The following is a 21,313-nucleotide window of genomic DNA, read 5'->3' on the forward strand; positions in this document are numbered from 1 at the left end:
AGTATATCCGTGACATATGACCATATATTGCACGCGGGGGTCATGCCGCGTTGGCTCTAGAGCCGCACCTCCAAGCTGTTCACCGAACCGGCATGAAGGGCGGATAGAATCGGCGTATTCCTACGGTGCCTTGCCCCATTTCATGAACGCTCGACAGTCGTCCCGCCTGCTCAGTCTTGTACTGTTTGCTGCCCTGTGTGCGCTCCTGACGCACTGGGTGCTGACGCTGTCGTCGCTGCGCTCGCTGGGTACGCCGCGCGAGGCGCGTGTGGCCCAGACCGACGCGCTGGAGACCGGCGCGGCCGTCACGCTCTTTGGCGGTGGCCCGCAGAATGGCCCGCGCGATGTGCAGGTGATGGGCGTGGTGGCTGATCTGGCCGATGGTTCGGGCGCGGCCATCGTGTCGGTGGACGGCGGCGCACCGCAGGCGGTTCGGGCCGGCAAGTCGCTGTCACCCAACCTCAAGCTGGTGGAAATCAAGGCGCGCTCGGTAGTGATCGAGCGTAACGGTGCGCGCCAGGAGATTCCGCTGCCAGCCAGCGCCGTGGCCGGCGTGTCGCCTGCCAATCGCCATGCGCCGCCTTTGCCGCTGCCGCCTGCAGGTGCCGCAGCTCCGCTATCGACGCCCGCTATGCCACCCGCGCCGCCAGTTGCCAACAACCCGGCCAACACCGCCATGCCGGGCGCCATGCTGCCCATTGCGCCCGCTCAGATCAACACGGGTGACGAGCCTGCCAGCCAGGGCGGCGGTATCGTCGGCCCGCGTCACCGCGCGGCGGCGGCCGCACGCAAGGGCGATAACCCCCAGCCGGGTGCCAACCAATAGGCACGGGGCGGCCCCGCCATGCGGTGGGGCGCGCATATTACAGGGCATGTCATCGGGGTAACAGCGTGTAAAAGCCGGCAACGCGTCGGCATTGTCGGGTTCTAATCCGCTACACAGTCCATGTGAAAAGGAGCTGACCATGACCAACAAACGTGCTGTCCAAGCCTTCCTCGCCACCTCGGCCCTGTTCCTGGCCATGTCGGGCATGAACGCCCGTGCCCAGGATGCCAGCGCCCCAGCCGCCAGCGCACAGGCGCCCGCGACAGTGCCAGCTGCGCCGCAAGCCAATGCGCCTGCCGGCAAGCCTGGCCGTCACGGCGGCGGCCTGAAGGCCCTCGACACCAACGGCGACGGCCAAATCTCGCGCGACGAGGCCAAGGGTCACACCTGGCTTGAGAAGAACTTCGACCAGATCGATACCAACCACGACGGCCAACTCAGCAAGGACGAGCTGGCCGCCTGGCACAAGGCCCACAAGGGCGAGATGCGCGAAAAGATGGCGCAACGCTTCGACGCCAAGTTCAAGGCCGCCGACAAGGACAACGACGGCTCCTTGACCAAGGACGAAGTGCAGGCCGGCATGCCGCGTCTGGCCAAGAACTTCGACCAGATCGACGCCAACCACGACGGCAAGATCACCGAAGACGAAATCCGCGCCTACATGAAGGCCCGTCACGATGCCCGCAAGGCGCAGAAGAACACCCCTGCAGCCGCGGCCATGCCGGGCGGCCCGTCTGCCACCAAGGGCGAATAAGCCTTCCACCCGCGGTATCGGTTGTAAGCAAGCGGCGCCTTCGGGCGCCGTTTTTTATTGCTTGCCGCGACGCCCCAAAAAAAACACCCCGATGGCGAACCACCGGGGTGCGGGTACAGCTCGCCTGAAGTTGAGGGTTTTCAGGCCGGCTGATCGTCGGCCTTGAGCACGCCGCGGCGCATCTGGTCGAGTTCGATCGACTCGAACAGCGCCTTGAAGTTGCCCTCGCCAAAACCTTGGTTGCCCTTGCGCTGGATGAACTCGAAGAAGATCGGGCCGAGTTGGTTCTCGGAGAAGATCTGCAGCAGCAGGTCGCCCGGCGCGCCATCGATCAGAATCTTGCGCTTCTTCAGTTCCGCCACGTTTTCGCCATGGCCGGGGATACGCTTGTCGACCAGTTCGTAATACGTGTCGATCGTGTCGAGCAGCGTGATGCCGTTGCTGCGCAGTGCGTCCACCGTGTTGAACAGGTTGGTCGAGCCCAGCGCAATGTGCTGGATGCCCTCGCCGTGGTACATGTCCAGATACTCCTGGATCTGGCCGGCCTTCTCCGTCCCTTCCTCGTTGATGGGGATGCGGATGTTGCCGCACGGGCTCGTCATCGCCTTGCTCTTCACGCCCGTGACCTGGCCTTCGATGTCGAAGTAGCGCACTTCGCGGAAGTTGAAGAAGCGTTCGTAAAACTCGGCCCATTCCTTCATGCGGCCACGGTAGACGTTGTGCGTCAGGTGATCGATGTAGGTCAGGCCGTGCCCGGTGGGGTTCGGGTTGGCGCCCGCGATGGGCACGAAATCCACGTCGTAGATGCTGATGTTGCCGATGTCGCCGGCCTTGGCGTTGTTCTTGCCGGTCCAGCGGTCGACCAGGTAGATCAGCGAATCGCCGATGCCCTTGATGGCCGGAATGTTCAGCTCCATCGGGCCGCTGTGGGTGTCGAAGCCCCAGGCGCCCAGTTCCAGAGCGCGCTTGTAGGCGAACGCGGCGTCCTGCACGCGAAACGCGATCGCGCAGATCGACGGGCCGTGCAGGCGCGCAAAGCGCTGCGCGAACGAATCCGGCTCGGCGTTGATGATGAAATTGATCTCGCCCTGGCGATACAGCGTCACGTTCTTGTGACGGTGCTTCGCGATGGCGGTAAAGCCCATGTTCTCGAACAGCTTGCCCATGGCAACGGGGTCCGGCGCGGCGTATTCGATGAATTCGAAACCGGCGGTGCCCATCGGGTTTTCCCAAGGCGTGAATTGCATGGTGAGTCTCCTGTGGGGGCGCGCTCTGGAGCGCTCAGGTCTTTGACGATCCTCGCAGTGTAGGAGTGTCCCTCCAAGCAAAAATTGCGAAGTTGTGCCCACCTTGCTAAATTTGCGCAAGAAAATTGCCGAATTAATTGGTGCGGAGCAACAAAAATGAATAAAGTGGAACTCGACAAGATCGACCGCAAGATCTTGGAAGTCCTGCAGAACAACGGCCGCCTCACCAACCTCGAAGTCGCCGAGCGGGTGAATCTGTCGCCCAGCCCGTGTTTGCGACGCATCCGCCGCCTGGAAGAGTCCGGCGTCATCCGCCAATACGCCGCGCTGCTCGACCCGACCAAGATCGGGCTGGGGCTGTCGGCCTACATCAACGTGCGGCTGGAAAAGCAGGGCGGTGCGCCCAAGGGCAAGGGGCCGTCAGACATCTTTCGCGCCGCCGTGGCGACATGGCCCGAGGTGGTCACGTGCTACGCCATGACCGGCGAGATGGATTACCTGCTCAAGGTGTTCGTGGAAGACATGGAGCACTTCGCGCGCTTCATCCGCGACCAGCTGCTTGCGCACCCGGCGGTGATCGATGTGAAGAGCAGCTTTGCGTTGGAGCGGATTAAAGATACGACGGCGTTGCCGGTGGTGGTTTGAGGGGATAGTGGAGTAGGTAGTGGCTTATCCAATAGAACGAAAGTTAGTAATTGGGGTGGCGTCCAGCGCCTTGTTCAATCTCTCTGAGTCGGATGAGATTTACAAACGACAAGGCGTTGAAGAGTATCGGCTGCACCAAGAAGAAAATCTAGACACACCGTTCCCGAAAGGTGTTGCATTTCCGTTCATCAGGCGGTTCTTACGCATCAATCAAGTCTTTCCGAAGCAATCGCCCGTGGAGGTGGTTCTCTTATCTCGAAATTCTCCGGAAACAGGGCTACGTGTCTTTCGTTCTATCAGGTACTACGGACTTGATATCACACGGGCGGCATTTATGGCCGGGCGGTCACCCTATGAATATGTCCCCGCCTTTAACGCGGCCTTGTTTTTGACGGCAAATCAGGCCGACGTTCAACAATCAATCGACGCTAACTACCCAGCAGGCCTGGTGTTGCCCTCGACAGTGTATGACGACGAGCTTGATATCGAGTTGAGGGTCGCTTTCGATTTCGACGGTGTTATCGCAGACGATGAAGCGGAGTCGGTGTACAAGCGCAACAACGATCTGGGAGAGTTCCAGGCCCACGAATCGGCTCATCGCGAAATACCTCATCAACCGGGGCTACTTGCAAATCTATTTATGAAACTTGCCTTCTTACAGAAGCTTGAAGAAAAGCGAGTGAAGGAGGAGCCCGGATATAAGAAATTGTTACGTACGGCTATTGTGACTGCGCGCAATGCACCGTCGCACGAGCGCGTAGTTACCACTTTGAAATCGTGGGGAGTATCACCCGATGAGTCATTTTTTCTCGGAGGAATGGACAAGACGAGAATTCTCTCGATTCTGAAGCCGCATATGTACTTCGATGATCAATTGAGTCATCTGCAATCTTCTGCCGCCAATATTCCGATGGTCCATATCCCTTTCGGAATTGCCAATCGAGGGCATGCTGGTCGATCCGTACCGGTGGGAAGTGTTGGACCTGCTTGAGCGAGAAGAAAACAAAAACAGTAGGAAGGCTTCCCCGAGACGGGCGGGGATGCTGAATCAGGCGGCCACTAGTGAGCCATCGCTGAAGATGAGCGGTGCATGTTCCGTGGGGCTCCAAGATTTCAATGCGGCGCCCAAACGACTGATTGCCGCAGCCTCGATGGGAACCGCGAAACGAGCGCTTTCTTGGTCCAGTCGGTCACCGCGTCGTTCATATTCGATCTCCAGTGCTGTGGCGCCAGCACCGTTCACCACAAATGCACGGATAGCCAATCGGAGAATGGTGTTGTCGCCCGTGGCGCCCTTCTCGAAAGCGACTTCGTCATCGATACCGGCTGGAAACGCAGCCAATTGCGCGCCCCATGCAATCAAGCTCGGTGCGTAATCGTAGAAATCGACTGCGACGGACTGGGTCGCGCTTCGAAGTGACAGCCGTAGTTCGAGCATCTCGTCATCAGGGTCGCGCCAGAGTAGTTCCAGTGAAAGTCGCATGGCAAAAAGGTCTAGGTCGGCGTCAGGTGTTCTACCCAAACGGGCTCACCGGGATGATGCTCTGCGATCGTTTCGACTGCACCTTGCTGCACCTCGGTAGAGGCCCCGCGCAGCGGATAGACAAACCGCGATACGTTGCGTCCGGCGAGTTTGCCGTAGTCAGCTTCGGACATTGCATCCGATCCGCACCAGATTGGCAGATTCGCCTCGCTTGCTAGTTGTAGCGCGCGTTGCAAGCCTTCGGGGCTGATTGCTAGGAAGACCATGACGGTATCAGTTTGTCGAGTCAGCCATCACCAAATTCGCATCCCGCACCACCCGCCACTTCCCATCTACCTCTTTGCGCAGGATCGTCAACGTCTGCCCCGAGCGCCGCGCCACCTTCCCATCCGGCATCGTGACGACGATGCGCAGCGCGTTGCGCAAGTAAGCGATCTCGCCAAACACCTGCACCTCCTGAATATCGCTCGTGCCGTCGATGTGCACGTCCTTCATGCCGCCGGACATCTTGGAGAAGGCGTCCTTGCCAAAGGGCGCTTGGCCGGGCGTGAGAAACAACACGTCGTCGGTCATCAGGCCGAGCACGGTATCGATGTCGCCGGTCTTGCTGGCGGCGAGCCAGGTGTCCACTACGTTGCGGATGGCGCGTTCGTCGTCGGTCATGGCGGCAGGTATCGATGAAAGGGCAGCCTTTCACTCTACACCGCGGGCTCGACCGGCGGCGCCACACGGCGCTTGATGAAGACGGCCGGCGATAACACCGGGATATGGCGGGCGCGCAGCGTGACCAGCCAATCACCCACGGCGTCTTCGCAGGTGAGGCGAAAGTGGCTTGCGTCGATCCACTCGACGTCATCCAGCCAGAACGTGTAGTACGCCGCGCCGATGGTGCCGGTGCTGATCGCGCGTGAAAGGTCGGGCGCGATGAGCGTGATGGAGACGGCCTCTTCAAACGGGCAGTCGTAGCTGGTGATGAGGACGAAGCCGAGGTCGGTCTGGTATTGCCGGAGCAGCTCGTAGCCGGGGATGGTGAGCGTCGGGTGCGGCACGCCGTCGACGATCACGCGTGTGCGCATGGGCCACTGCTCATACGGGCCGCTGTGTTTCTCCAGGGTGAAGCGTTGGAGCGGCTGCATGGCGGCGGCGCGTTGGCTGCGCTATTCCTTGCGCATGCCGCACAAGGCGACCTGGCGTGCGGGGTCGGCGGAATCCTTCCAGCCGGGTTCCTCGCGCTTCTGATAGGCCTCCACGGTCTGGTAGCCCTTTACGCTCCAGGAGAACTCGCTGTACCGCGAGACTTCGATCACGGCCAGGCCGCAGCGTTTGCGGTGGTCTTCAATCTTGAACGACGCATGCGGATGCTCGCCCGACAGGTCCTGCTCGATCACCTTGTAACGCGTGGGGCCGCACTTGAAGAAGCTGGCGTTCCACTCGATGGTCTTCGGGCGGAGGAACAAGGCGCCGTAGCAGGCGCGGCCATCACCGCGGAAGGTTCCGGTCAGGGTATCTGCAGCCATGGCCGATTGTGCGGCCAGCAGCGATACGGCGATAAGGAGGCGGCCTACTTGCATGCGGCGGTTCCGATCTTCGGGATAAGCGTGAGCACGTAATCGAGTTTCCGGATGTACGCGGCGTCGCCGTGGTTGTACAGCACGGCAATGTTCTGCGTCGTCACGGGCCGCCAGCCGGTAATCATCTTGCGCATGGCGGCCTTGCGGTATTTGACCACCTGTCCGGGTTTGAGTGTTGCGGCGTTCGGGTTGAGCGTGCGCATTTCCGCCAGGGTTGAGCCTTGTGCGCGGGCGATCTTGTCGAGGCTGTCGCCCGCCTTGACGGTGACCTCATAGACCTTGTCGTCGGTATCGCGCACGCTCCGGACGTCGAACTTCGCCATGCGCGTGAGGAGGTAGCCGATCCCGGCGCGAATGTTCCACGCGGGCACCGTTCGGGCCAGGCCCGCGTTCAACCGGGTGCGGATGGCCGGCGGCACGATCAGGTCGCTGCCTTCTTCGCCGCGCAGCAGGGTATTCAGACCGGGGTCGCCCAGGTTGCCGATCTGCATCGGCTTGGTCTGCCACGCTTCCGAATCTGCCCCAGTTTCGACCCACACCATCGCCTTGACGATCTGCCAGTCCAGCGGCAGATAGCCGGCGTTGCCCATCAGGTAGCGGTTGTATTCCCCCACCGCAGATTGGATATCGCAGTCGTAGCCGTTCCAGCGGTCGGGGTGCTTGGTAGATGTGTTGATGTAATCCTGCCAGCGCTCGAAATCGGTTTTCGGTTTGGCCTGGGCCTTGGTGACCATGTGCCCCTCCGCGGTTGCTTGACCTATGGAGGGGCATGGTAGCCAGCGCCCGCCGGCCGCGTGTTAACGGCTGTTTATGTACCTTGCTGGCGGCTGTCCACGGCAATGCATGTGCACCCAAGCGGTGGCGTCGGCTAGTCCGTGACTTCAAACGCAGCCGGGTCGGCCAGCGCCTCCAGCCGGTGCGGTGCCGTGGGTTTGACGGCCGTCGCCGTCTTCGCTTGGAGCATGAGCCGCTCGCGCACGCTGCCCAGAAAATCAGCGCGGTGGCGGCGCAAGACAAAATCGCGGTAGTTGTCCGTTTCCAGTGCGTGCCATGCCGCCTGACGGCCGGATTCCGAGCGCATGCGCGCCGCTTCCTGTGTGTGTGTTTCGATGCGGGCGTTTGCGGCGGTCAGCGGGGCATAGCCGTAGCGGGCCATGTCGTCGCGCGCCAGGGTTTCGATGAGCGTGATTTCGTCCATCGACAACTGCTGGTGGAATTTGTCGATATTGGCCGTGATGGGCGCGAAGCAGTTGGACGTCCACAACGCTGACAACCGCGAAATCTGCCGCGCTTCGGCCGAGCGCGAGACATCGAGCATCTGCGGCAGGAAATCGATCTCCAGGAAAGCACAAACGCGGCGCAACGTGCTTTCCTGATCGACCAGGAAATCTTCATACCGGATGGTGCAGGTTCGCTCCGGGTACTGGGCGATGAGCGCGTTGGCGGCGCGGTGCGCGGCCACCCAGGTCTGCGTGTTCAGCAGCGTGTCGAAGTCGTGGATGATCGCGCGGTTCATTGACGCGACTTGGGCGCGCGGGTCGCGCACGACATTCAGGAAGCGCATGTCTGGGAAGAGCGTCATCAGCTCGGCGGCGTAGTGCACGCTGTCGAGTGATTTGTCCATGACGACGCGGGCACCGTGCTGCGCGCCCGCACGCAGCAGCAGTTCCCACACCACGCGGTGCACGCTGCGCGGTTGGTCGCGCAAGGCTTCGAACACCTCCACCGGATCAAACACCATGCCGGGCCACTTCACCATGCTCGCTGCCTGCAGGCCGATCACGTCGGTCACGAGGCGGAAGTAGGCGCGATCGTCCTGCAGGTCGCCGTACAGCGGCACCAGCGGCATGAAGTCGACGATGTGCAGCGGATACGGTGCGTAGAACGCGGGGTTGAAGTTCAGCCGCAGGCGCAGCGCATGGCTGCCGCAGCGGCGCAGCGGAATCATCAGGACGGGGCGTGGCAGGGCGGTCATCGAACGGTCTCCGGTTGGCGATTGTCCAGCCAGGCGGACAAGTGAGCGTGCAGCGCGGCCGTGGCTGCCAGCAGCGGCATGGCGCCGGTATCGAGCCGCAGCGACGGCGCCTCCGGTGCCTCATACGGCGACGAAACGCCGGTGAATTGCGGGATCTGCCCGCCTCGCGCCCGGGCGTATAGCCCCTTTGGGTCGCGCGCCTCGCACACATCGAGCGTGGTGCAGACGTGCACTTCCACAAACCGGTCTGCGCCGATGATCTCGCGCGCCATCTCGCGATCGGAGCGCAGCGGCGAGATGAACGCCGTCACGACGATCAGGCCGACGTCGTTCATGAGGCGCGCCACCTCGGCGGCGCGGCGCAGGTTCTCGGTGCGGTCGGCTTCAGTAAAGCCGAGATCGTGGTTCAGGTGGTGGCGCAGGTTGTCGCCGTCGAGCACGGCGCAGCGCTGGCACGTCTCGTACAAGCGCTTTTCCAGCGCATAGGCGAGGGTGGACTTGCCCGCGCCGCTCAGGCCCGTGAGCCACAGCGTGAGCGGCGCATGACCGAACTGATGCGCGCGGGCTTCGTCAGCCACGGCGCCGGTATGCCAGTAGACATTCCGTGCGCCGGGGCTGGCGCAGGAAGAGAGCGCAGGCTTCATCTCGGCGTTCTCCGCGTCAGGCCGGCAACAGGGCGGGTTGGTGATAGCCGATGCGCGCTGCTGCGGGGGCTGCCGCTTTCGCCTGGTTTGCCAGCTTGAATACGCTCACCACGCCCACCAGTCGGCTCGACTGCTCGCGCATCGATTCCGCTGCTGCGGCCGCTTCTTCAACCAGCGCGGCGTTCTGCTGCGTGACTTCGTCCATTTGCGTGATGGCGCGGTGGATCTGGTCGATGCCGCTGGCCTGCTCGTCGGTCGCGCCCATGATTTCGGTCACGATGGCAGTTACGCGGTGGATGCTGGTCACGACATCCTGCATCGTGGTGCCGGCTTGTTCCACCAGCGTGCTGCCGGCGTCGACATGGTTGGCAGAGTCGTTGATTAGCAACTTGATCTCTTTGGCTGCCGCAGCAGAGCGTTGCGCCAGCCCGCGCACCTCGCTGGCGACCACCGCAAAGCCGCGTCCCTGCTCGCCGGCACGGGCCGCTTCCACGGCTGCGTTGAGTGCCAGGATGTTGGTCTGGAAAGCAATGCTGTCGATCACGCCGATGATCTCGCTTACCTTGCGTGCCGATTCGCTGATCGCGCCCATCGTGTCCACCACGCGCGCTACCACCGTACCGCCTCGCGTAGCGACCTCGGCAGCCGTGGCGGCGAGCTGGTTGGCGTGACGCGCATGATCGGCGTTCTGCTTGACGGTGGCGTTGAGCTCTTCCATCGACGCGGCGCATTCCTCCAACGCCGAGGCCTGTTCCTGCGTGCGGGTCGACAGGTCGAAGTTGCCGGTGGCGATCTGCTCAGATGCCGTGGCCAGCGTGTCGGTGCTGGTGTGTACCTGTTCGGCAATCGTCGCGAGGCTGTCGCGCATGCGCTTCATGGCGTGCATGAGGCTCGTCTGATTGTCGTCGCGCGTCGGTATGGCCACGGCCAGGTTGCCGCCGGCGATCTGGCTGGCAATGTCGGCCACCGTGCCGGGCTCGCCGCCGAGCTTGCGCAGCAGCCCGCGCGTGATGAGGACGCTGGCCGCGAGACTCACCAGCAGTGCCAGGACGCTCAGCGCCAGTAGCCAGTTGCGGCTGTCGATGTAGCTCGACTTGGCCTTGGCGGTGTTTTCGTCGTTGAGCTTTTCTTCAAACGCCTGCAGCTTGCCGAGCAGATCCCACCAAGCGCGCTGCACCGGGCGGAATTCGAAGCGCAACACCTTGTACGCGTCTTCCTTGTGGCCGGCGGCAATCAGCGCCTTGACGCGCGCTGCGAACGGCGCGGCCAATTCAGCCTGCTGCCGGATTTGCGCAAGCAGCGTTTTTTCTTCGGCGGTGGTGTCCGGCAACGTGTCGAACATGCGGCCAAGCTTGCGGTCGGCTTCGCTGTACAGGGCCTCCTGCTTATCAACGCGGCTCAGTTCGATCTGGATTTCGTCATGCTGCTCCAGCAGCACGATATTCCGATAAGCCAATGCCCGTTCAGTAACGCTCGAATACATTTTTGCGGCGAGCTTGGCTTCCACGGCGTTGATTTCCGTAGTGTCCTCCAGCAGCCGTCGAAAATCTGACATGCGCTGCAGGCTGAATGCCATCAGCAGCACGAGCAGCCCCATTGTTAAGCCAAAACCCCACGCCAGTTGGGTGGCCACCTTCATTTTCGAGAAGCGCATCTTTGTCCCCGTCATAATCGATAACGAATGCACTATCGAGCGGTATGGCGGGAGCTTGAGTGATTTAAATCAAATTACTCAATATGCGTAATGGCACGTCGGACTGGCATCACAAAATAAGGCTGGGAATATCGATGACGCTTTTTGCAGATATTATTTTATTGAAATGACTTGCATTAAATTGCGAGCAATCCAAATGCGCCGCGCAAAACAAAAACGCCCGGGTGGAACCGGGCGTTTCTTGTTGGGCGAAGCAGTTACACCGTGCGCTTTTGCGGCACCAGCGAGCGCCAGAAGCGCTGTCCAAACCGGCGCACATCGCGCAGGTTGCGCTTGAGCATGTAGTCCAGGTCGGCCACTTGTTCGTCGATGGCTTCCGTCAGCAGGCTCATCGTGTCGGCGGGCGGCAATTCGAGATAGGCATCGGCTTCGCCATAGGCGTACTGAACGCGCATACCCGCCTTCTTGGCGATGTGCATCATGGCTGCATTGCGTGACAGGCAGTGCATGTACAGCGTACGCACCTTGGTGTTCTGGCCATGCATGGCGGCACGTTGGAACAGCGCGCTGCCCACGCCCTTGCCGCGCGCCGATTCCGACACCGACACGCCGAACTCCGCCACGCGCCCTTGCGGGTTGTCGCGCAGGTAGGCGAGGTGGCCCACGCCCGTCAGCTCCAGACGCTCGTCGTAGACGCCGAAGACCTTGTCGTGGTCGAAATCGATGCTGTCGACGTACGCCTCGATCACGTGATCCCGCACCACCTGGCCGAATCGCAGCAGGCGGTCTTCCTCGCCCAGGGCGAGCAGGTGTTTGAGCAGGCGCGACCGGTGGTGCGCAGCAAGCTCGCGCACCAGCACGGTGGAACGCGGCGCGCCTTGCGCTGCTTCCGTTTTGTCGATGTCGTCCTGGGTGACGACGCCGATGGCCTTGCTCAGCTCGAGCGGGTTCACGACACGGTTTCCTGTTCTGATCGCGCCTTTCAGTGGAAGGCTGCGAAGTGATGAGTCGGAGGCGCGGATGGCACCTCCGGGGCACTCAATCGGGTGCAACTGAGTGTTGTGCAATGCACCATGCTATTGTAGTGCAATCAGGGTTTCCCCGTAAGTCTGGTGTCAGACTTTCCAGAGGATTTCCCGGTAAATCATTGATTTAACGCATCCGACGGTGGGTTCCAGAGGTGTGGCGTGGCAACAACGTAAATGTTGCATCGCGCAAAAGCGAGCGAAGGCGCGCTTTCCGGGTGCTCTGAAAGTTACATCGCCCGATTACCTGCCGCCGCCGTTCGTAACGCCGCTCAACAATAGCCGTGCGAAGATGCGCCATCAAGACGCCCCAGCCTCCTGATTTTCCATGACGCCCTCGCGCATTCTTGTGATCTACGCGCATCCTGCGCCGCGCCGTTCGCGCGCCAACAAGCCGCTCGCGCGTGCCCTGGCCAGCCTGCCTGGCGTGGCCATGCACGACCTGTACCGGCAGTACCCGGATTTCGACATCGATGTGCGTGTTGAGCAGGAAGCGGTGGAGGCGGCGGAGTTGCTCGTCTTCCAGTTTCCGGTGCAGTGGTACGCCACGCCGTCGCTGCTCAAGGAATGGATCGACGTGGTTCTGGAGATGGGCTGGGCCTACGGGCCGGGCGGCACGGCGCTGCGCGGCAAGCATCTGATGGTGCTGGCCACGACCGGCGGTCGCGCGCATTCCTACAACCCGGATGGCGTTCACGGCCACACGTTCGACATGTTCCTGCTGCCGCTGCAACAGACGGCTGCGTTGTGCGGCATGCAATGGCAGCCACCGCACGTGCTGCACGATGCCGACGATGTGTCTGCCGATGTCATCGACGCCCATATCGCCCAGGTGCGCGCCGCGCTGCAACCCTGGCTCCCGACCGACGCCGACTCCGTCGCCTGACGTTTCCGATCTCCTCCCTGCCTATGCAATCGCACGATCTGCTCGTCAATTTCGTCATCTACCTGGCTGCGGCCGTGGCGGCAGTGCCGCTTGCGCGTCGGCTGGGGCTGGGCTCGGTGCTCGGCTATCTGCTGGCGGGGGTGATCGTGGGGCCGTGGGGCTTGCGGCTCATCACCAATGTGCAGTCGATTCTGGATTTCTCGGAATTCGGCGTCGTGCTGATGATGTTTGTGATTGGCCTGGAGCTGGAGCCGGCGCGGCTGTGGTCGCTGCGGCGGAGCATCTTCGGTTACGGCGGGCTGCAGATTCTGGTGTGTGCGCTGGCCGTCGGGCTGGCGGTCATGGCGGTGGGCCACCCGTGGCGCGCGGCTGTGGTTGCGGGGCTGGGGCTCGCGTTGTCGTCCACGGCGATTGCGCTGGCTACACTTTCCGAGCGCAATCTGATGCGCACGCCGGCGGGCACGGCCAGTTTCGGCATTCTGCTGTTCCAGGACATTGCCGCCATTCCGATGATCGCGCTGCTGCCGCTGCTGGCAACCGAGGCAAGCGACGCGTCCGGCGGTCATAGCTGGGTGGCGGCGGCCAAGGCAGTTGGCGTGGTGGCGGCCGTGATCTTTGGCGGGCGCACGGTGTTGCGGCCGGTGCTGCGCGCCATTGCCCGTACCAACATGCGCGAGATGTTCACCTCGTTCTCGCTGCTGCTGGTGGTGGGCATTGCGCTGCTGATGCACAGTGTGGGCCTGTCGATGGCGCTGGGCGCCTTCATTGCCGGGGTGCTGCTGGCCGATTCCGAATACCGTCACGCGCTCGAAACCGACATTGAGCCCTTCAAGGGCCTGCTGCTCGGCCTGTTCTTCCTGGCCGTTGGCATGTCGATCGACTTCGGCGTGCTGATGCGCCAGCCGCTGGCCGTGATCGGGCTGGTTGCGGTGTTCCTGGCGGTGAAGATTGGCGCGCTGCGCCTGCTTGCCACCCGCTTTGGCATTGCGCGTGGGCAGGCATGGCTGTTTGCGTTCCTGCTCTCGCAAGGCGGTGAATTTGCGTTCGTTGTATTCGGTCCCGGCGTGGCTGGCGACGTGCTCGGGGCGGAGACGGCCGCTGCGCTCAACCTCGTGGTGGCGCTGTCGATGGCCGCGACGCCATTGCTCCTGCTGCTGCACGACAAAGTGCTGGTGCCGCACCTGATGGATGGCAAGAAGCGCGCGCCCGAGGCCATCGAGCCCCAGGACAACCAGGTCATCATCGCGGGCTTCGGCCGTTTCGGGCAGATCGTCGGCCGCATGCTCTACAGCCAGGGCTACAGCGCCACCGTGCTCGATCACGATCCGGACCAGATCGACATGCTGCGCCGCTTCGGCTTCAAGGTCTTCTACGGCGACGCCACGCGCATGGACCTGCTGGAAACCGCCGGCGCCGACAAGGCCAGCATGATGGTCGTCGCCATCGACGACATGGAAACCAACCTGGAGGTGGTCGACCGTGTGCGCGAGCGCTTTCCGCACCTGAAGCTGTATGTGCGGGCGCGCAACGTGTCGCACGTGTACCAGCTGCGCGACCGCGGCGTGGAAGTGATCGAGCGGGAGATGTTCGAGGGCTCGCTCATGCTCAGCCGCCGGGTGCTGGAGGGGCTAGGCAAGGAGCCGTACGAAGCGCACCGCATCGCGCAGACGTTCCGCCGCCACACGCTCAACTCAATGGAGCAGGTCTACCCCGTTTACCGCGATCAGAAGAAGCTCGTGTCACTTGCCCAGCAGGGGCGCGACGAGCTGGCCGAAATGTTCCAGCGCGACCGCACACAGCGCAAGCGTCTGCGCGAATCCGGCATGCCCTGGGGCGAGGGCGACGTCCATAGCGATGAGGAAGGCACGCAGCCCGATAGCGATCTCGCCAACGAGGTCGACGGCGGCGACGCCGATGCCCCGATCGATTGCCCGGCACGCGCGGGCCTTCGGCGCGACGGCTGACTCGCGCCGGTTACGGTCGCGATTCATGCGCAAGCCGTGCTCAAACAAAAAGGAGCGCTTTTGGCGCTCCTCGCGGCAGATCCAGGTTTAGGGCGGCACTTACACGGCCACGCTCACATTGCGCCGCAGTTCACAGGTGCTGAGCGAATCGGCCTCGCCGCGCAGCAGCAACTGGCCGTTGCCGACCAGTTCGCGGCAGCGCCAGAAGACAAACCAGTCGCTGGCGAGCAGGCCGTCGATGGCGCCCATGATGCTGCCGACTACGTCGCGGGCGCTGGCCCAGTCGGTGGGAACGTGCTCCAGGATCACTTCGTCCACCGTGCCGTACGACACCGGCACCAGCGTGTTGCCCTTCCACAGCCGCGTGTCGGCGTTCTCGCGCACGGTCTGCTGCCATTCGTAGGCCAGGCGGCCGATGCGCAACACCGACACCGGCGCGATGGTCGAAAACCGCCGTGCCAACCGGGCACCCGAATACATGCCGATGGTCGTCAGCGGGCCCTGGCCGTTGGGCGCCTCAAGTTCGCGCACATCCATGCCGACTTCATTGATGCGCTGGGGCGCTTGGTGCAGGTGGAACGCCACCCGGCGCAGCATGAGCTGGTCCGACGCGCTTTGGCCGTGCCAGATGGCGACTTCGGTAGTGGCATCGCGCAGGTCGGCGAGCGACGCAAGCGCGTCGCGCATCTCGGCGGCGAAGTCGATATTGCTGTTGGGCGCCACGCGCTGCCAGAAGCCGGAGCGCGCCATGGCGACGCTGTCGACGTCGACCAGCGGCCCGACGGCGAGATCGTCGCGCAGTACGACTACGGAATCGGGGCGGCCAGCCTGTGCGAGCGCCTGCTTGAGCGTGGCGCCGGCAACATCGCCGTTGACGACATGGATGTATTGCATGGCAGCAATTGTAGCGAGAGTGTCAGCCCAGCGCTTTCGTTTTGCGCATCTCTATCAGTATTCCTTTGCGCGGTGTCATGCGCCTATCCAAAGGGGGGATAGCCCTCGGGCAATGCTCAGGCGGGCGTGCGAAAATCGCCGTTTTGTTGCAGACCATAACTAAGAACAGGTGAGGAAACATTCATGAGAGCCCCGTTGTTGCCCAAGGGCATGCGCCCCGCAGTGCTCGCCGTCGTCGCAATGGTGGGTGTGCTGGCTGCCGGCCATGCCGCCGCCGTGCCGCCGGCTGAAATCTACAAGCGCGCCCAGCAGGAAAAACCGGCGCTGATCGACACCATGAAGACATTGGTCTCGATCGAATCGGGCAGCAAGGACATCGAAGGCCTGGACAAGATTGCCGGCGTGATCGCCGAGCGCCTGCGCGGCATGGGCGGCGACGTGAAGCTCATTGACCCCAGCGACCACGCCTACCGCATGGCCGACACGCCCGAGAAGATCGGCAAGATGGTGCTTGCGCGCTTCAAGGGCGAGGGCAAGCGCAACATCATGCTGATCGCGCACATGGATACCGTGTACTTGAAGGGCATGCTTGCGCACCAGCCATTCCGCATCGACGGTGAGCGCGCCTACGGCCTGGGCATTGCCGACGACAAGAACGGCGTGGCGGTCATCCTGCACACGGTATCGATTCTGCAGGCCGTCAACTTCAAACAGTACGGCACGCTCACGGTGCTGATCAACGGCGATGAAGAGATCAGCTCGCCGGGCGCGCGGGCCATGCAAGCCAAGCTGGGCGCCGAGCAGGACGCCGTGTTCTCCTGCGAAGGCACGCGCGTGACGTCGGACAAGCTTTCGCTGGCCACCAGCGGCATCGGCGCGATCCTGCTGGATGTGAAGGGCAAGGCTTCGCACGCGGGCGGCGCGCCGGAGCAGGGCCGCAACGCGCTGTACGAGCTGTCGCACCAGATCCTGCAGATGCGCGATCTGTCCAAGCCGGAAACCGGCCTGAAGGTGAACTGGACCGTGGCGCAGGCGGGCACCAACCGCAATGTGATCCCGGCCGTGGCCAGCGCCCAGGCCGATGTGCGGCTGCTGCGAGCAGCCGACGCCGACAAGCTCGAAGAAATCGTCAACGAACGCATCAAGAACAAGCTGATCCCGGATACGCAGGTCTCGGCCAAGTTCGAGCGCCGCCGCCCGCCGCTGGAAGCCACGCCGGCCTCGCGCGCGCTGGCCGAGCACGCCCAGAAGATCTATGGCGAACTCGGCAAGACGCTGGAGATTGACGACAAGGCCGAGGGCGGTGGCACCGATGCCGCGTTCGCCGCCTCGAAAACCAAGGCGCCCGTGATCGAGCGCTTCGGTCTGGCGAGCTTTGGCGCGCACTCGAATGACGCCGAATATGTCGATCTGAATTCCATCGTGCCGCGCCTGTACCTGTTGACGCGCATGGTCATGGATGTGTCGCGCGATCGCGTCGGCCCGGCCAGGTAACCGCACTGCAACGCGGCGCGTAAGGCTTACACGCGCCGCGGCACATCTCCTGCGCGAAGCCGCTGCTCAGCGGCTTCCCAACGCCCGGCTGCCGGGTATTCCGCTTGCTTTCCGCTGACGCATGTCCCCAGCTACGGCCGCCCCGGCCGGTGGAGCGCGCGCCATGTCCGAACATCCCTTCCCAGCATCGAATGACCCCGCCGACGAACCGGATGGGTCGCCTGCGCGCCCGAGCCGGCGCGGCTTTCTGCAGGGCGCGGCGGCTGCGGCGTCGGCGTTTGCGCTGCCGCACGAGTCGGCCGGCGCGCGCGCTTCTGCGTCTGCCCCGGCACGTTCAGCCGCGTTGGCGCCGGCGCGGCCGGTCTCGCTCAATATCAACGGCAAGCCGTATGCGTTGTCGCTGGAGCCGCGCGTCACGTTGCTCGATGCGCTGCGAGAGGTGCTGGCGCTGACCGGCACCAAGAAAGGCTGCGACCGCGGCCAGTGCGGCGCGTGCACCGTCCTCGTGAATGGGCGGCGCATCAACAGTTGCCTGACGCTGGCGATCATGCACGAGGGGGACTCCATCACCACCGTCGAAGGGCTAGCGCACGCGAAAGACGGCCTGGTCGACCGCGCGGCGCTGCATCCGGTGCAGGCCGCGTTTCTTGAACACGACGCGTTTCAGTGCGGATATTGCACGCCGGGGCAGATCTGCTCGGCCGTGGCGGTGCTGGAGGAGGCGCGCCGCGGCATGCCGAGCACGGTCACCTCGCCGGCGGCACTGGGCAATGACGGCCCCGTTGCGCTGACCGAAGACGAAATACGCGAGCGCATGAGCGGCAACATTTGCCGCTGCGGCGCGTACCCCAACATCGTGGCGGCGATCCGCGTGGTGGCCGCCAAGTCCGGCAACACTGTTTGAGGAGCCGCCATGCAATCGATTGCCTATGACCGTGCGTCTTCAGTGGAGGCCGCCGTGCGCTTGGGCCATGAGCCGGGCGCGCGCTATATCGGCGGCGGGACAAACCTGCTGGACCTGATGAAGGGCGGCGTCGAGCAGCCGCAGCGGCTCGTGGACGTGAGCCGCCTGCCGCTTGCGCAAATTCGTGCGTTGCCCGATGGCGGACTGCGACTGGGCGCGATGGCGCGCAATGCCGATACGGCGGCGCATCCGCTGGTGCGCTCGCGCTATCCGCTCCTGAGTGAGGCGATTGTGTCGGGCGCCTCGGGTCAGCTGCGCAACATGGCCACCAACGGCGGCAACCTGATGCAGCGCACGCGCTGCCATTACTTCTACGACACGGCGTACCCGGCGTGCAACAAGCGGCAGCCCGGCTCCGGCTGCGCCGCGCGGGAGGGCTTCACTCGCATGCACGCCATCCTCGGTGCGAGCGAGGCCTGCGTGGCGACGCATCCGTCCGATATGGCCGTCGCGTTGGCGGCTCTGGACGCCACAGTGGTTGTGCACGGCACGCACGGCGAGCGGCGTATCCCGATCGAAGCGTTCCACCGGCTGCCCGAAGCGCATCCCGAGATCGACACGATGCTGGCGCCCGGTGAGCTGATCGTCGCCATCGACCTGCCGCCACCAATGTTCGGCACGCATGTGCATTACCTGAAGGTGCGCGACCGCGCCAGTTATGCGTTTGCGCTGGTGTCGGTGGCGGCGGCGCTGGCGTTGCAGACGGATGGTCGGACGATCCGGGAGGCGCGCATCGCGCTGGGCGGCGTGGCACACAAGCCTTGGCGCGCGCATGCGGCAGAACAGATGCTGGCGGGGCAGGTGCTGGACGCGCAGTTGTTTGCCCAGGCCGGTGCGTTGGCCGTGCAGGGCGCTCAGCCGCTGCGCGACAACGGCTTCAAGGTACCGCTCGCACAGCGGGCGGTGGCGCGCGCGCTGACCTCGGCGGCCAATCCACCCAATCCGGCCAACCCGGCCAATCCGACTGGGGGTGTGGCATGAGCAACGTCGGCCAACCGCTGGACCGCACAGACGGTCTGCTCAAAGTCACCGGCCAGGCGCGCTACTCCGCCGAGTTCCAGGTGCCGCGCCTGGCGCATGCCGTGCTGGTGCAAAGCACGGTGCCGGCCGGCAGAATCACACGGGTCGATACACACGTCGCGCAGGCCATGCCCGGCGTGCTGCTGGTGATGACGCACGAGAACGCACCGCGCCTGCCCAACGGCGGCAAGCCCGCGCTGGAGCCGCCGGCCGGACGCGCTCTGTCTTTGTTGCAGGACGATCAGGTGCACTACAACGGCCAGCCCATTGCGCTGGTGGTGGGCGACACGCTGGAACACGCCCAGGCCGCAGCCCGCATGGTCCGCGTGGAGGTCGCTCAGCAGCCCGCGCGGCTCGATTTCGAAACCGCCCGCGCCGATGCGCACTCGCCCGGCAAGGTGCAGACGCAATCGGCCGACACCACACGCGGCGACGTGGCCGTTGGCATGGCCCAGGCGGCGCAGCGCATCGAGGCCCTCTACGGCACGCCCATGGAAACGCACAATCCCATGGAGCCGCACGCGACCATCGCTGTCTGGGAGGGCGATTCGCTGACGCTGTACGACAGCACGCAATACGTTTCGGGCGTGCGCCGCACTGTTGCCAAGACGCTGGGCTTGTCGCCCGACAAACTGCGTGTGGTGTGCCCGTTCGTGGGCGGTGGATTCGGCTGCAAGGGCTCGGTGTGGTCGCACGTGGTGTTGGCTGCGATGGCCGCGCGCCAAGCGGGGCGGCCCGTCAAGCTGGTGCTGGAACGCCCGCAGATGTTCGGGCCGGTCGGCGGGCGCCCGCGCACCGAGCAACGCATCGCCTTGGGCGCCGCCAGCGATGGCCGCTTCACCGCCATCTCGCATGACTCGCTGACCACCACGTCGATGATCGAAGACTGGACCGAGCCATGCGCCATCGTCACCCGCATGCTTTACGACACGCCCAACCAGCGGACGACGCATCGGCTCGCGCGGCTCAACATCGGCACGCCGACGTTCATGCGTGCGCCGGGCGAGGCCACCGGTACGTTCGCACTGGAAGTGGCGCTGGATGAAATGGCCTACGCGCTCGGCATCGATCCGGTGGAGCTGCGTCTGCGCAACGACGCCGCGCAGGACCCGGAAAAACGCATCCCGTGGTCGAGCAAATCGCTGGCGGCGTGCTACCGCGCTGGTGCCGAGCGCTTCGGCTGGGCGCGGCGCAACCCGCAGCCGGGCAGCATGCGCGAAGGCAACACACGCATCGGCTGGGGCATGGCATCGGCCACATACCCCGCCAACCGCAGCGCGGCCGGCGCCACCGCGCGCTATCTGCCCGACGGCACGGCGCAGGTGGAATCCGGCTCGCAGGATCTGGGCACCGGCACCTACACGGTGATGACCCAGGTGGCGGCCGATGCCATGGGCATGCCCGTCGACCGGGTGCATTTCAGCCTGGGCGATACGCGCATGCCCGAGGCGCCGGTGTCGGGCGGCTCGCAAAGTGTGGCCAGCGTATCGCCCGCCGTGCAGGCCGCCGGCGCGCAGGCTCGCGATGCGCTGATTGCCGCGGCCATTGCCGATGCCAGCTCGCCGCTACATGGGCTGGCCGCAAGCGACATCACCGTGGCCGACGGCATCTTGACTGCGCGCAGCGGTGCGCGCGAGCCCGTGGCTGCCGTGGTCGCGCGCTACGGCCGTCCCATCGAGGCGACCGCCAAGGTGCAGCCGGGCGAGGAGAAGCAGAAGTACTCGATGCACTCGTTCGGTGCGGTGTTTGCCGAGGTGCATGTCGATGCGGACCTGGGCGTGGTCCGCCTCTCGCGCATCGTGGGCAGCTACGGCGTAGGGCGGTTGCTCAACGCCAAGACGGGCCGCAGCCAGCTCATGGGCGGCATCGTCTGGGGCATGGGCATGGCGCTGTTCGAAGAGAGCCTATTCGATACGCGCTACGGCCGCATCGTCAACAACAACCTGGCGGAGTACCACGTGCCCGTCAACGCCGATGTGCCCGACATCGACATCCTCGTGCTCGACGAGGCGGACTCGCACATCAACCCGCTGGGCGCCAAGGGCATTGGCGAGATCGGCATCACGGGCGTGCCGGCGGCCATTGCCAACGCCGTCTATCACGCCACCGGCCGGCGCGTGCGCGAATTGCCGATCACGCTCGATAAGCTCATCTGAGCGCGCATGAAAAAGCCCCGCTGGCGCATCACCAGCGGGGCCTGAGTGGGCCAAGAGGCGGAAAAACGGAGGATGCCTGGAGACCGGCCCGTAATTGATCAATGCGTAACG

The 21,313-nt window shown here is 64.0% G+C and carries 22 protein-coding genes; 10 read left to right on the forward strand and 12 right to left on the reverse strand.

Annotated elements, in window-relative coordinates:
* The first annotated feature begins 142 nt into the window (after nt 1-142).
* Both ACU8YE_RS18880 and ACU8YE_RS18885 read left to right on the forward strand, forming a co-directional pair.
* Nucleotides 143-826 carry a type II secretion system protein N gene (locus tag ACU8YE_RS18880; RefSeq protein ID WP_232041270.1) on the forward strand — a complete coding sequence of 228 codons (684 nt, stop codon included), beginning with the start codon at nt 143-145 and terminating at the stop codon, nt 824-826.
* Between the two features lie 139 nt (nt 827-965).
* Nucleotides 966-1,580 carry an EF-hand domain-containing protein gene (locus tag ACU8YE_RS18885; protein ID WP_316870632.1) on the forward strand — a complete coding sequence of 205 codons (615 nt, stop codon included), beginning with the start codon at nt 966-968 and terminating at the stop codon, nt 1,578-1,580.
* A gap of 140 nt (nt 1,581-1,720) precedes the next feature.
* On the opposite strand, the gene hppD is transcribed toward ACU8YE_RS18885, so the two are convergent.
* The gene (gene hppD / locus ACU8YE_RS18890; protein WP_322018665.1) at nt 1,721-2,827 is read right to left on the reverse strand and encodes a 4-hydroxyphenylpyruvate dioxygenase; all 1,107 of its coding nucleotides are present in this window, start codon (nt 2,825-2,827) and stop codon (nt 1,721-1,723) included.
* Nucleotides 2,828-2,983: 156 nt separating this feature from the next.
* Between hppD and ACU8YE_RS18895 the strand changes: the two genes are divergently transcribed.
* Nucleotides 2,984-3,472 carry an Lrp/AsnC family transcriptional regulator gene (locus ACU8YE_RS18895; protein ID WP_027680403.1) on the forward strand — a complete coding sequence of 163 codons (489 nt, stop codon included), beginning with the start codon at nt 2,984-2,986 and terminating at the stop codon, nt 3,470-3,472.
* A gap of 19 nt (nt 3,473-3,491) precedes the next feature.
* Nucleotides 3,492-4,463: a 5'-nucleotidase gene (locus ACU8YE_RS18900; protein ID WP_322018664.1), complete on the forward strand. Its 972-nt coding sequence runs from the start codon at nt 3,492-3,494 to the stop codon at nt 4,461-4,463.
* A 57-nt stretch (nt 4,464-4,520) separates the two neighbouring features.
* On the opposite strand, the gene ACU8YE_RS18905 is transcribed toward ACU8YE_RS18900, so the two are convergent.
* From ACU8YE_RS18905 to ACU8YE_RS18950, 10 genes are all read right to left on the reverse strand, one after another.
* Nucleotides 4,521-4,955, reverse strand: coding sequence for a hypothetical protein (locus ACU8YE_RS18905; RefSeq protein ID WP_440076348.1), 435 nt, complete (start codon nt 4,953-4,955; stop codon nt 4,521-4,523).
* Between the two features lie 11 nt (nt 4,956-4,966).
* Entirely contained in the window at nt 4,967-5,128 is a 162-nt protein-coding gene (locus tag ACU8YE_RS18910) for a hypothetical protein (protein ID WP_322018662.1), read from the reverse strand.
* A gap of 100 nt (nt 5,129-5,228) precedes the next feature.
* Nucleotides 5,229-5,618, reverse strand: coding sequence for an SgcJ/EcaC family oxidoreductase (locus ACU8YE_RS18915; protein WP_446929339.1), 390 nt, complete (start codon nt 5,616-5,618; stop codon nt 5,229-5,231).
* 35 nt (nt 5,619-5,653) lie between these two features.
* Nucleotides 5,654-6,091 (reverse strand): hypothetical protein, encoded by a 438-nt coding sequence (locus ACU8YE_RS18920; RefSeq protein ID WP_446929340.1) that lies wholly within the window; start codon nt 6,089-6,091, stop codon nt 5,654-5,656.
* A 21-nt stretch (nt 6,092-6,112) separates the two neighbouring features.
* On the reverse strand, nt 6,113-6,526 hold the full coding sequence (locus ACU8YE_RS18925; protein ID WP_414561218.1) for a hypothetical protein: 414 nt from the start codon (nt 6,524-6,526) through the stop codon (nt 6,113-6,115).
* Entirely contained in the window at nt 6,517-7,260 is a 744-nt protein-coding gene (locus ACU8YE_RS18930; protein ID WP_414561217.1) for a LysM peptidoglycan-binding domain-containing protein, read from the reverse strand. Before ACU8YE_RS18930 ends, ACU8YE_RS18925 begins: the two co-directional genes overlap by 10 nt.
* 134 nt (nt 7,261-7,394) lie before the next feature.
* Nucleotides 7,395-8,501, reverse strand: a complete 1,107-nt coding sequence (locus tag ACU8YE_RS18935) for a sulfotransferase family protein (RefSeq protein ID WP_446929341.1) — start codon at nt 8,499-8,501, stop codon at nt 7,395-7,397.
* Entirely contained in the window at nt 8,498-9,145 is a 648-nt protein-coding gene (gene cysC / locus ACU8YE_RS18940; protein ID WP_232041262.1) for an adenylyl-sulfate kinase, read from the reverse strand. The genes ACU8YE_RS18935 and cysC overlap by 4 nt, the downstream gene beginning before the upstream one ends.
* Nucleotides 9,146-9,161: 16 nt before the next feature.
* Nucleotides 9,162-10,799 (reverse strand): methyl-accepting chemotaxis protein, encoded by a 1,638-nt coding sequence (locus ACU8YE_RS18945; protein WP_316870638.1) that lies wholly within the window; start codon nt 10,797-10,799, stop codon nt 9,162-9,164.
* Nucleotides 10,800-11,056: 257 nt separating this feature from the next.
* Nucleotides 11,057-11,752, reverse strand: a complete 696-nt coding sequence (locus ACU8YE_RS18950) for a GNAT family N-acetyltransferase (protein ID WP_232041261.1) — start codon at nt 11,750-11,752, stop codon at nt 11,057-11,059.
* 400 nt (nt 11,753-12,152) lie between these two features.
* On the opposite strand from ACU8YE_RS18950, the gene kefF reads away from it, so the two are divergent.
* Together kefF and kefC are read left to right on the forward strand one after the other, a co-directional pair.
* Complete coding sequence (gene kefF / locus ACU8YE_RS18955; RefSeq protein ID WP_433865569.1) at nt 12,153-12,710, forward strand: glutathione-regulated potassium-efflux system oxidoreductase KefF; 558 nt, start codon at nt 12,153-12,155, stop codon at nt 12,708-12,710.
* A 23-nt stretch (nt 12,711-12,733) separates the two neighbouring features.
* On the forward strand, nt 12,734-14,674 hold the full coding sequence (gene kefC / locus ACU8YE_RS18960; RefSeq protein WP_446929342.1) for a glutathione-regulated potassium-efflux system protein KefC: 1,941 nt from the start codon (nt 12,734-12,736) through the stop codon (nt 14,672-14,674).
* A 99-nt stretch (nt 14,675-14,773) separates the two neighbouring features.
* Here the strand turns inward: kefC and ACU8YE_RS18965 are convergent, their stop codons facing one another.
* Nucleotides 14,774-15,568, reverse strand: coding sequence for a DUF1835 domain-containing protein (locus ACU8YE_RS18965; RefSeq protein ID WP_024977378.1), 795 nt, complete (start codon nt 15,566-15,568; stop codon nt 14,774-14,776).
* 183 nt (nt 15,569-15,751) lie between these two features.
* Between ACU8YE_RS18965 and ACU8YE_RS18970 the strand changes: the two genes are divergently transcribed.
* The 4 genes from ACU8YE_RS18970 to ACU8YE_RS18985 all read left to right on the forward strand — a co-directional run bounded on the left by ACU8YE_RS18970 (nt 15,752) and on the right by ACU8YE_RS18985 (nt 21,202).
* A complete protein-coding gene (locus tag ACU8YE_RS18970; RefSeq protein WP_232041258.1) occupies nt 15,752-17,062 on the forward strand; it encodes a M20/M25/M40 family metallo-hydrolase in 1,311 nt (436 codons plus the stop codon).
* Nucleotides 17,063-17,225: 163 nt separating this feature from the next.
* Nucleotides 17,226-17,966 (forward strand): 2Fe-2S iron-sulfur cluster-binding protein, encoded by a 741-nt coding sequence (locus ACU8YE_RS18975; protein WP_232041257.1) that lies wholly within the window; start codon nt 17,226-17,228, stop codon nt 17,964-17,966.
* A 9-nt stretch (nt 17,967-17,975) separates the two neighbouring features.
* A complete protein-coding gene (locus ACU8YE_RS18980) occupies nt 17,976-19,007 on the forward strand; it encodes an FAD binding domain-containing protein (protein ID WP_446929343.1) in 1,032 nt (343 codons plus the stop codon).
* On the forward strand, nt 19,004-21,202 hold the full coding sequence (locus ACU8YE_RS18985) for a xanthine dehydrogenase family protein molybdopterin-binding subunit (protein WP_446929344.1): 2,199 nt from the start codon (nt 19,004-19,006) through the stop codon (nt 21,200-21,202). The genes ACU8YE_RS18980 and ACU8YE_RS18985 overlap by 4 nt, the downstream gene beginning before the upstream one ends.
* Nucleotides 21,203-21,313 lie beyond the last annotated feature (111 nt).

It is taken from the genome of Ralstonia sp. VS2407 (assembly GCF_052950655.1).

Bases quoted from the DNA above. Each gene is read 5' to 3' on its own strand.
- ACU8YE_RS18880 (WP_232041270.1), top strand. From the start codon at position 143: ATGAACGCTCGACAGTCGTCCCGCCTGCTCAGTCTTGTACTGTTTGCT.
- ACU8YE_RS18885 (WP_316870632.1), top strand. From the start codon at position 966: ATGACCAACAAACGTGCTGTCCAAGCCTTCCTCGCCACCTCGGCCCTG.
- hppD (WP_322018665.1), bottom strand. From the start codon at position 2,827: ATGCAATTCACGCCTTGGGAAAACCCGATGGGCACCGCCGGTTTCGAA.
- ACU8YE_RS18895 (WP_027680403.1), top strand. From the start codon at position 2,984: ATGAATAAAGTGGAACTCGACAAGATCGACCGCAAGATCTTGGAAGTC.
- ACU8YE_RS18905 (WP_440076348.1), bottom strand. From the start codon at position 4,955: ATGCGACTTTCACTGGAACTACTCTGGCGCGACCCTGATGACGAGATG.
- ACU8YE_RS18910 (WP_322018662.1), bottom strand. From the start codon at position 5,128: ATGTCCGAAGCTGACTACGGCAAACTCGCCGGACGCAACGTATCGCGG.
- ACU8YE_RS18915 (WP_446929339.1), bottom strand. From the start codon at position 5,618: ATGACCGACGACGAACGCGCCATCCGCAACGTAGTGGACACCTGGCTC.
- ACU8YE_RS18920 (WP_446929340.1), bottom strand. From the start codon at position 6,091: ATGCAGCCGCTCCAACGCTTCACCCTGGAGAAACACAGCGGCCCGTAT.
- ACU8YE_RS18925 (WP_414561218.1), bottom strand. From the start codon at position 6,526: ATGCAAGTAGGCCGCCTCCTTATCGCCGTATCGCTGCTGGCCGCACAA.
- ACU8YE_RS18930 (WP_414561217.1), bottom strand. From the start codon at position 7,260: ATGGTCACCAAGGCCCAGGCCAAACCGAAAACCGATTTCGAGCGCTGG.
- ACU8YE_RS18935 (WP_446929341.1), bottom strand. From the start codon at position 8,501: ATGACCGCCCTGCCACGCCCCGTCCTGATGATTCCGCTGCGCCGCTGC.
- cysC (WP_232041262.1), bottom strand. From the start codon at position 9,145: ATGAAGCCTGCGCTCTCTTCCTGCGCCAGCCCCGGCGCACGGAATGTC.
- ACU8YE_RS18945 (WP_316870638.1), bottom strand. From the start codon at position 10,799: ATGCGCTTCTCGAAAATGAAGGTGGCCACCCAACTGGCGTGGGGTTTT.
- kefF (WP_433865569.1), top strand. From the start codon at position 12,153: ATGACGCCCTCGCGCATTCTTGTGATCTACGCGCATCCTGCGCCGCGC.
- kefC (WP_446929342.1), top strand. From the start codon at position 12,734: ATGCAATCGCACGATCTGCTCGTCAATTTCGTCATCTACCTGGCTGCG.
- ACU8YE_RS18965 (WP_024977378.1), bottom strand. From the start codon at position 15,568: ATGCAATACATCCATGTCGTCAACGGCGATGTTGCCGGCGCCACGCTC.
- ACU8YE_RS18970 (WP_232041258.1), top strand. From the start codon at position 15,752: ATGAGAGCCCCGTTGTTGCCCAAGGGCATGCGCCCCGCAGTGCTCGCC.
- ACU8YE_RS18975 (WP_232041257.1), top strand. From the start codon at position 17,226: ATGTCCGAACATCCCTTCCCAGCATCGAATGACCCCGCCGACGAACCG.
- ACU8YE_RS18980 (WP_446929343.1), top strand. From the start codon at position 17,976: ATGCAATCGATTGCCTATGACCGTGCGTCTTCAGTGGAGGCCGCCGTG.
- ACU8YE_RS18985 (WP_446929344.1), top strand. From the start codon at position 19,004: ATGAGCAACGTCGGCCAACCGCTGGACCGCACAGACGGTCTGCTCAAA.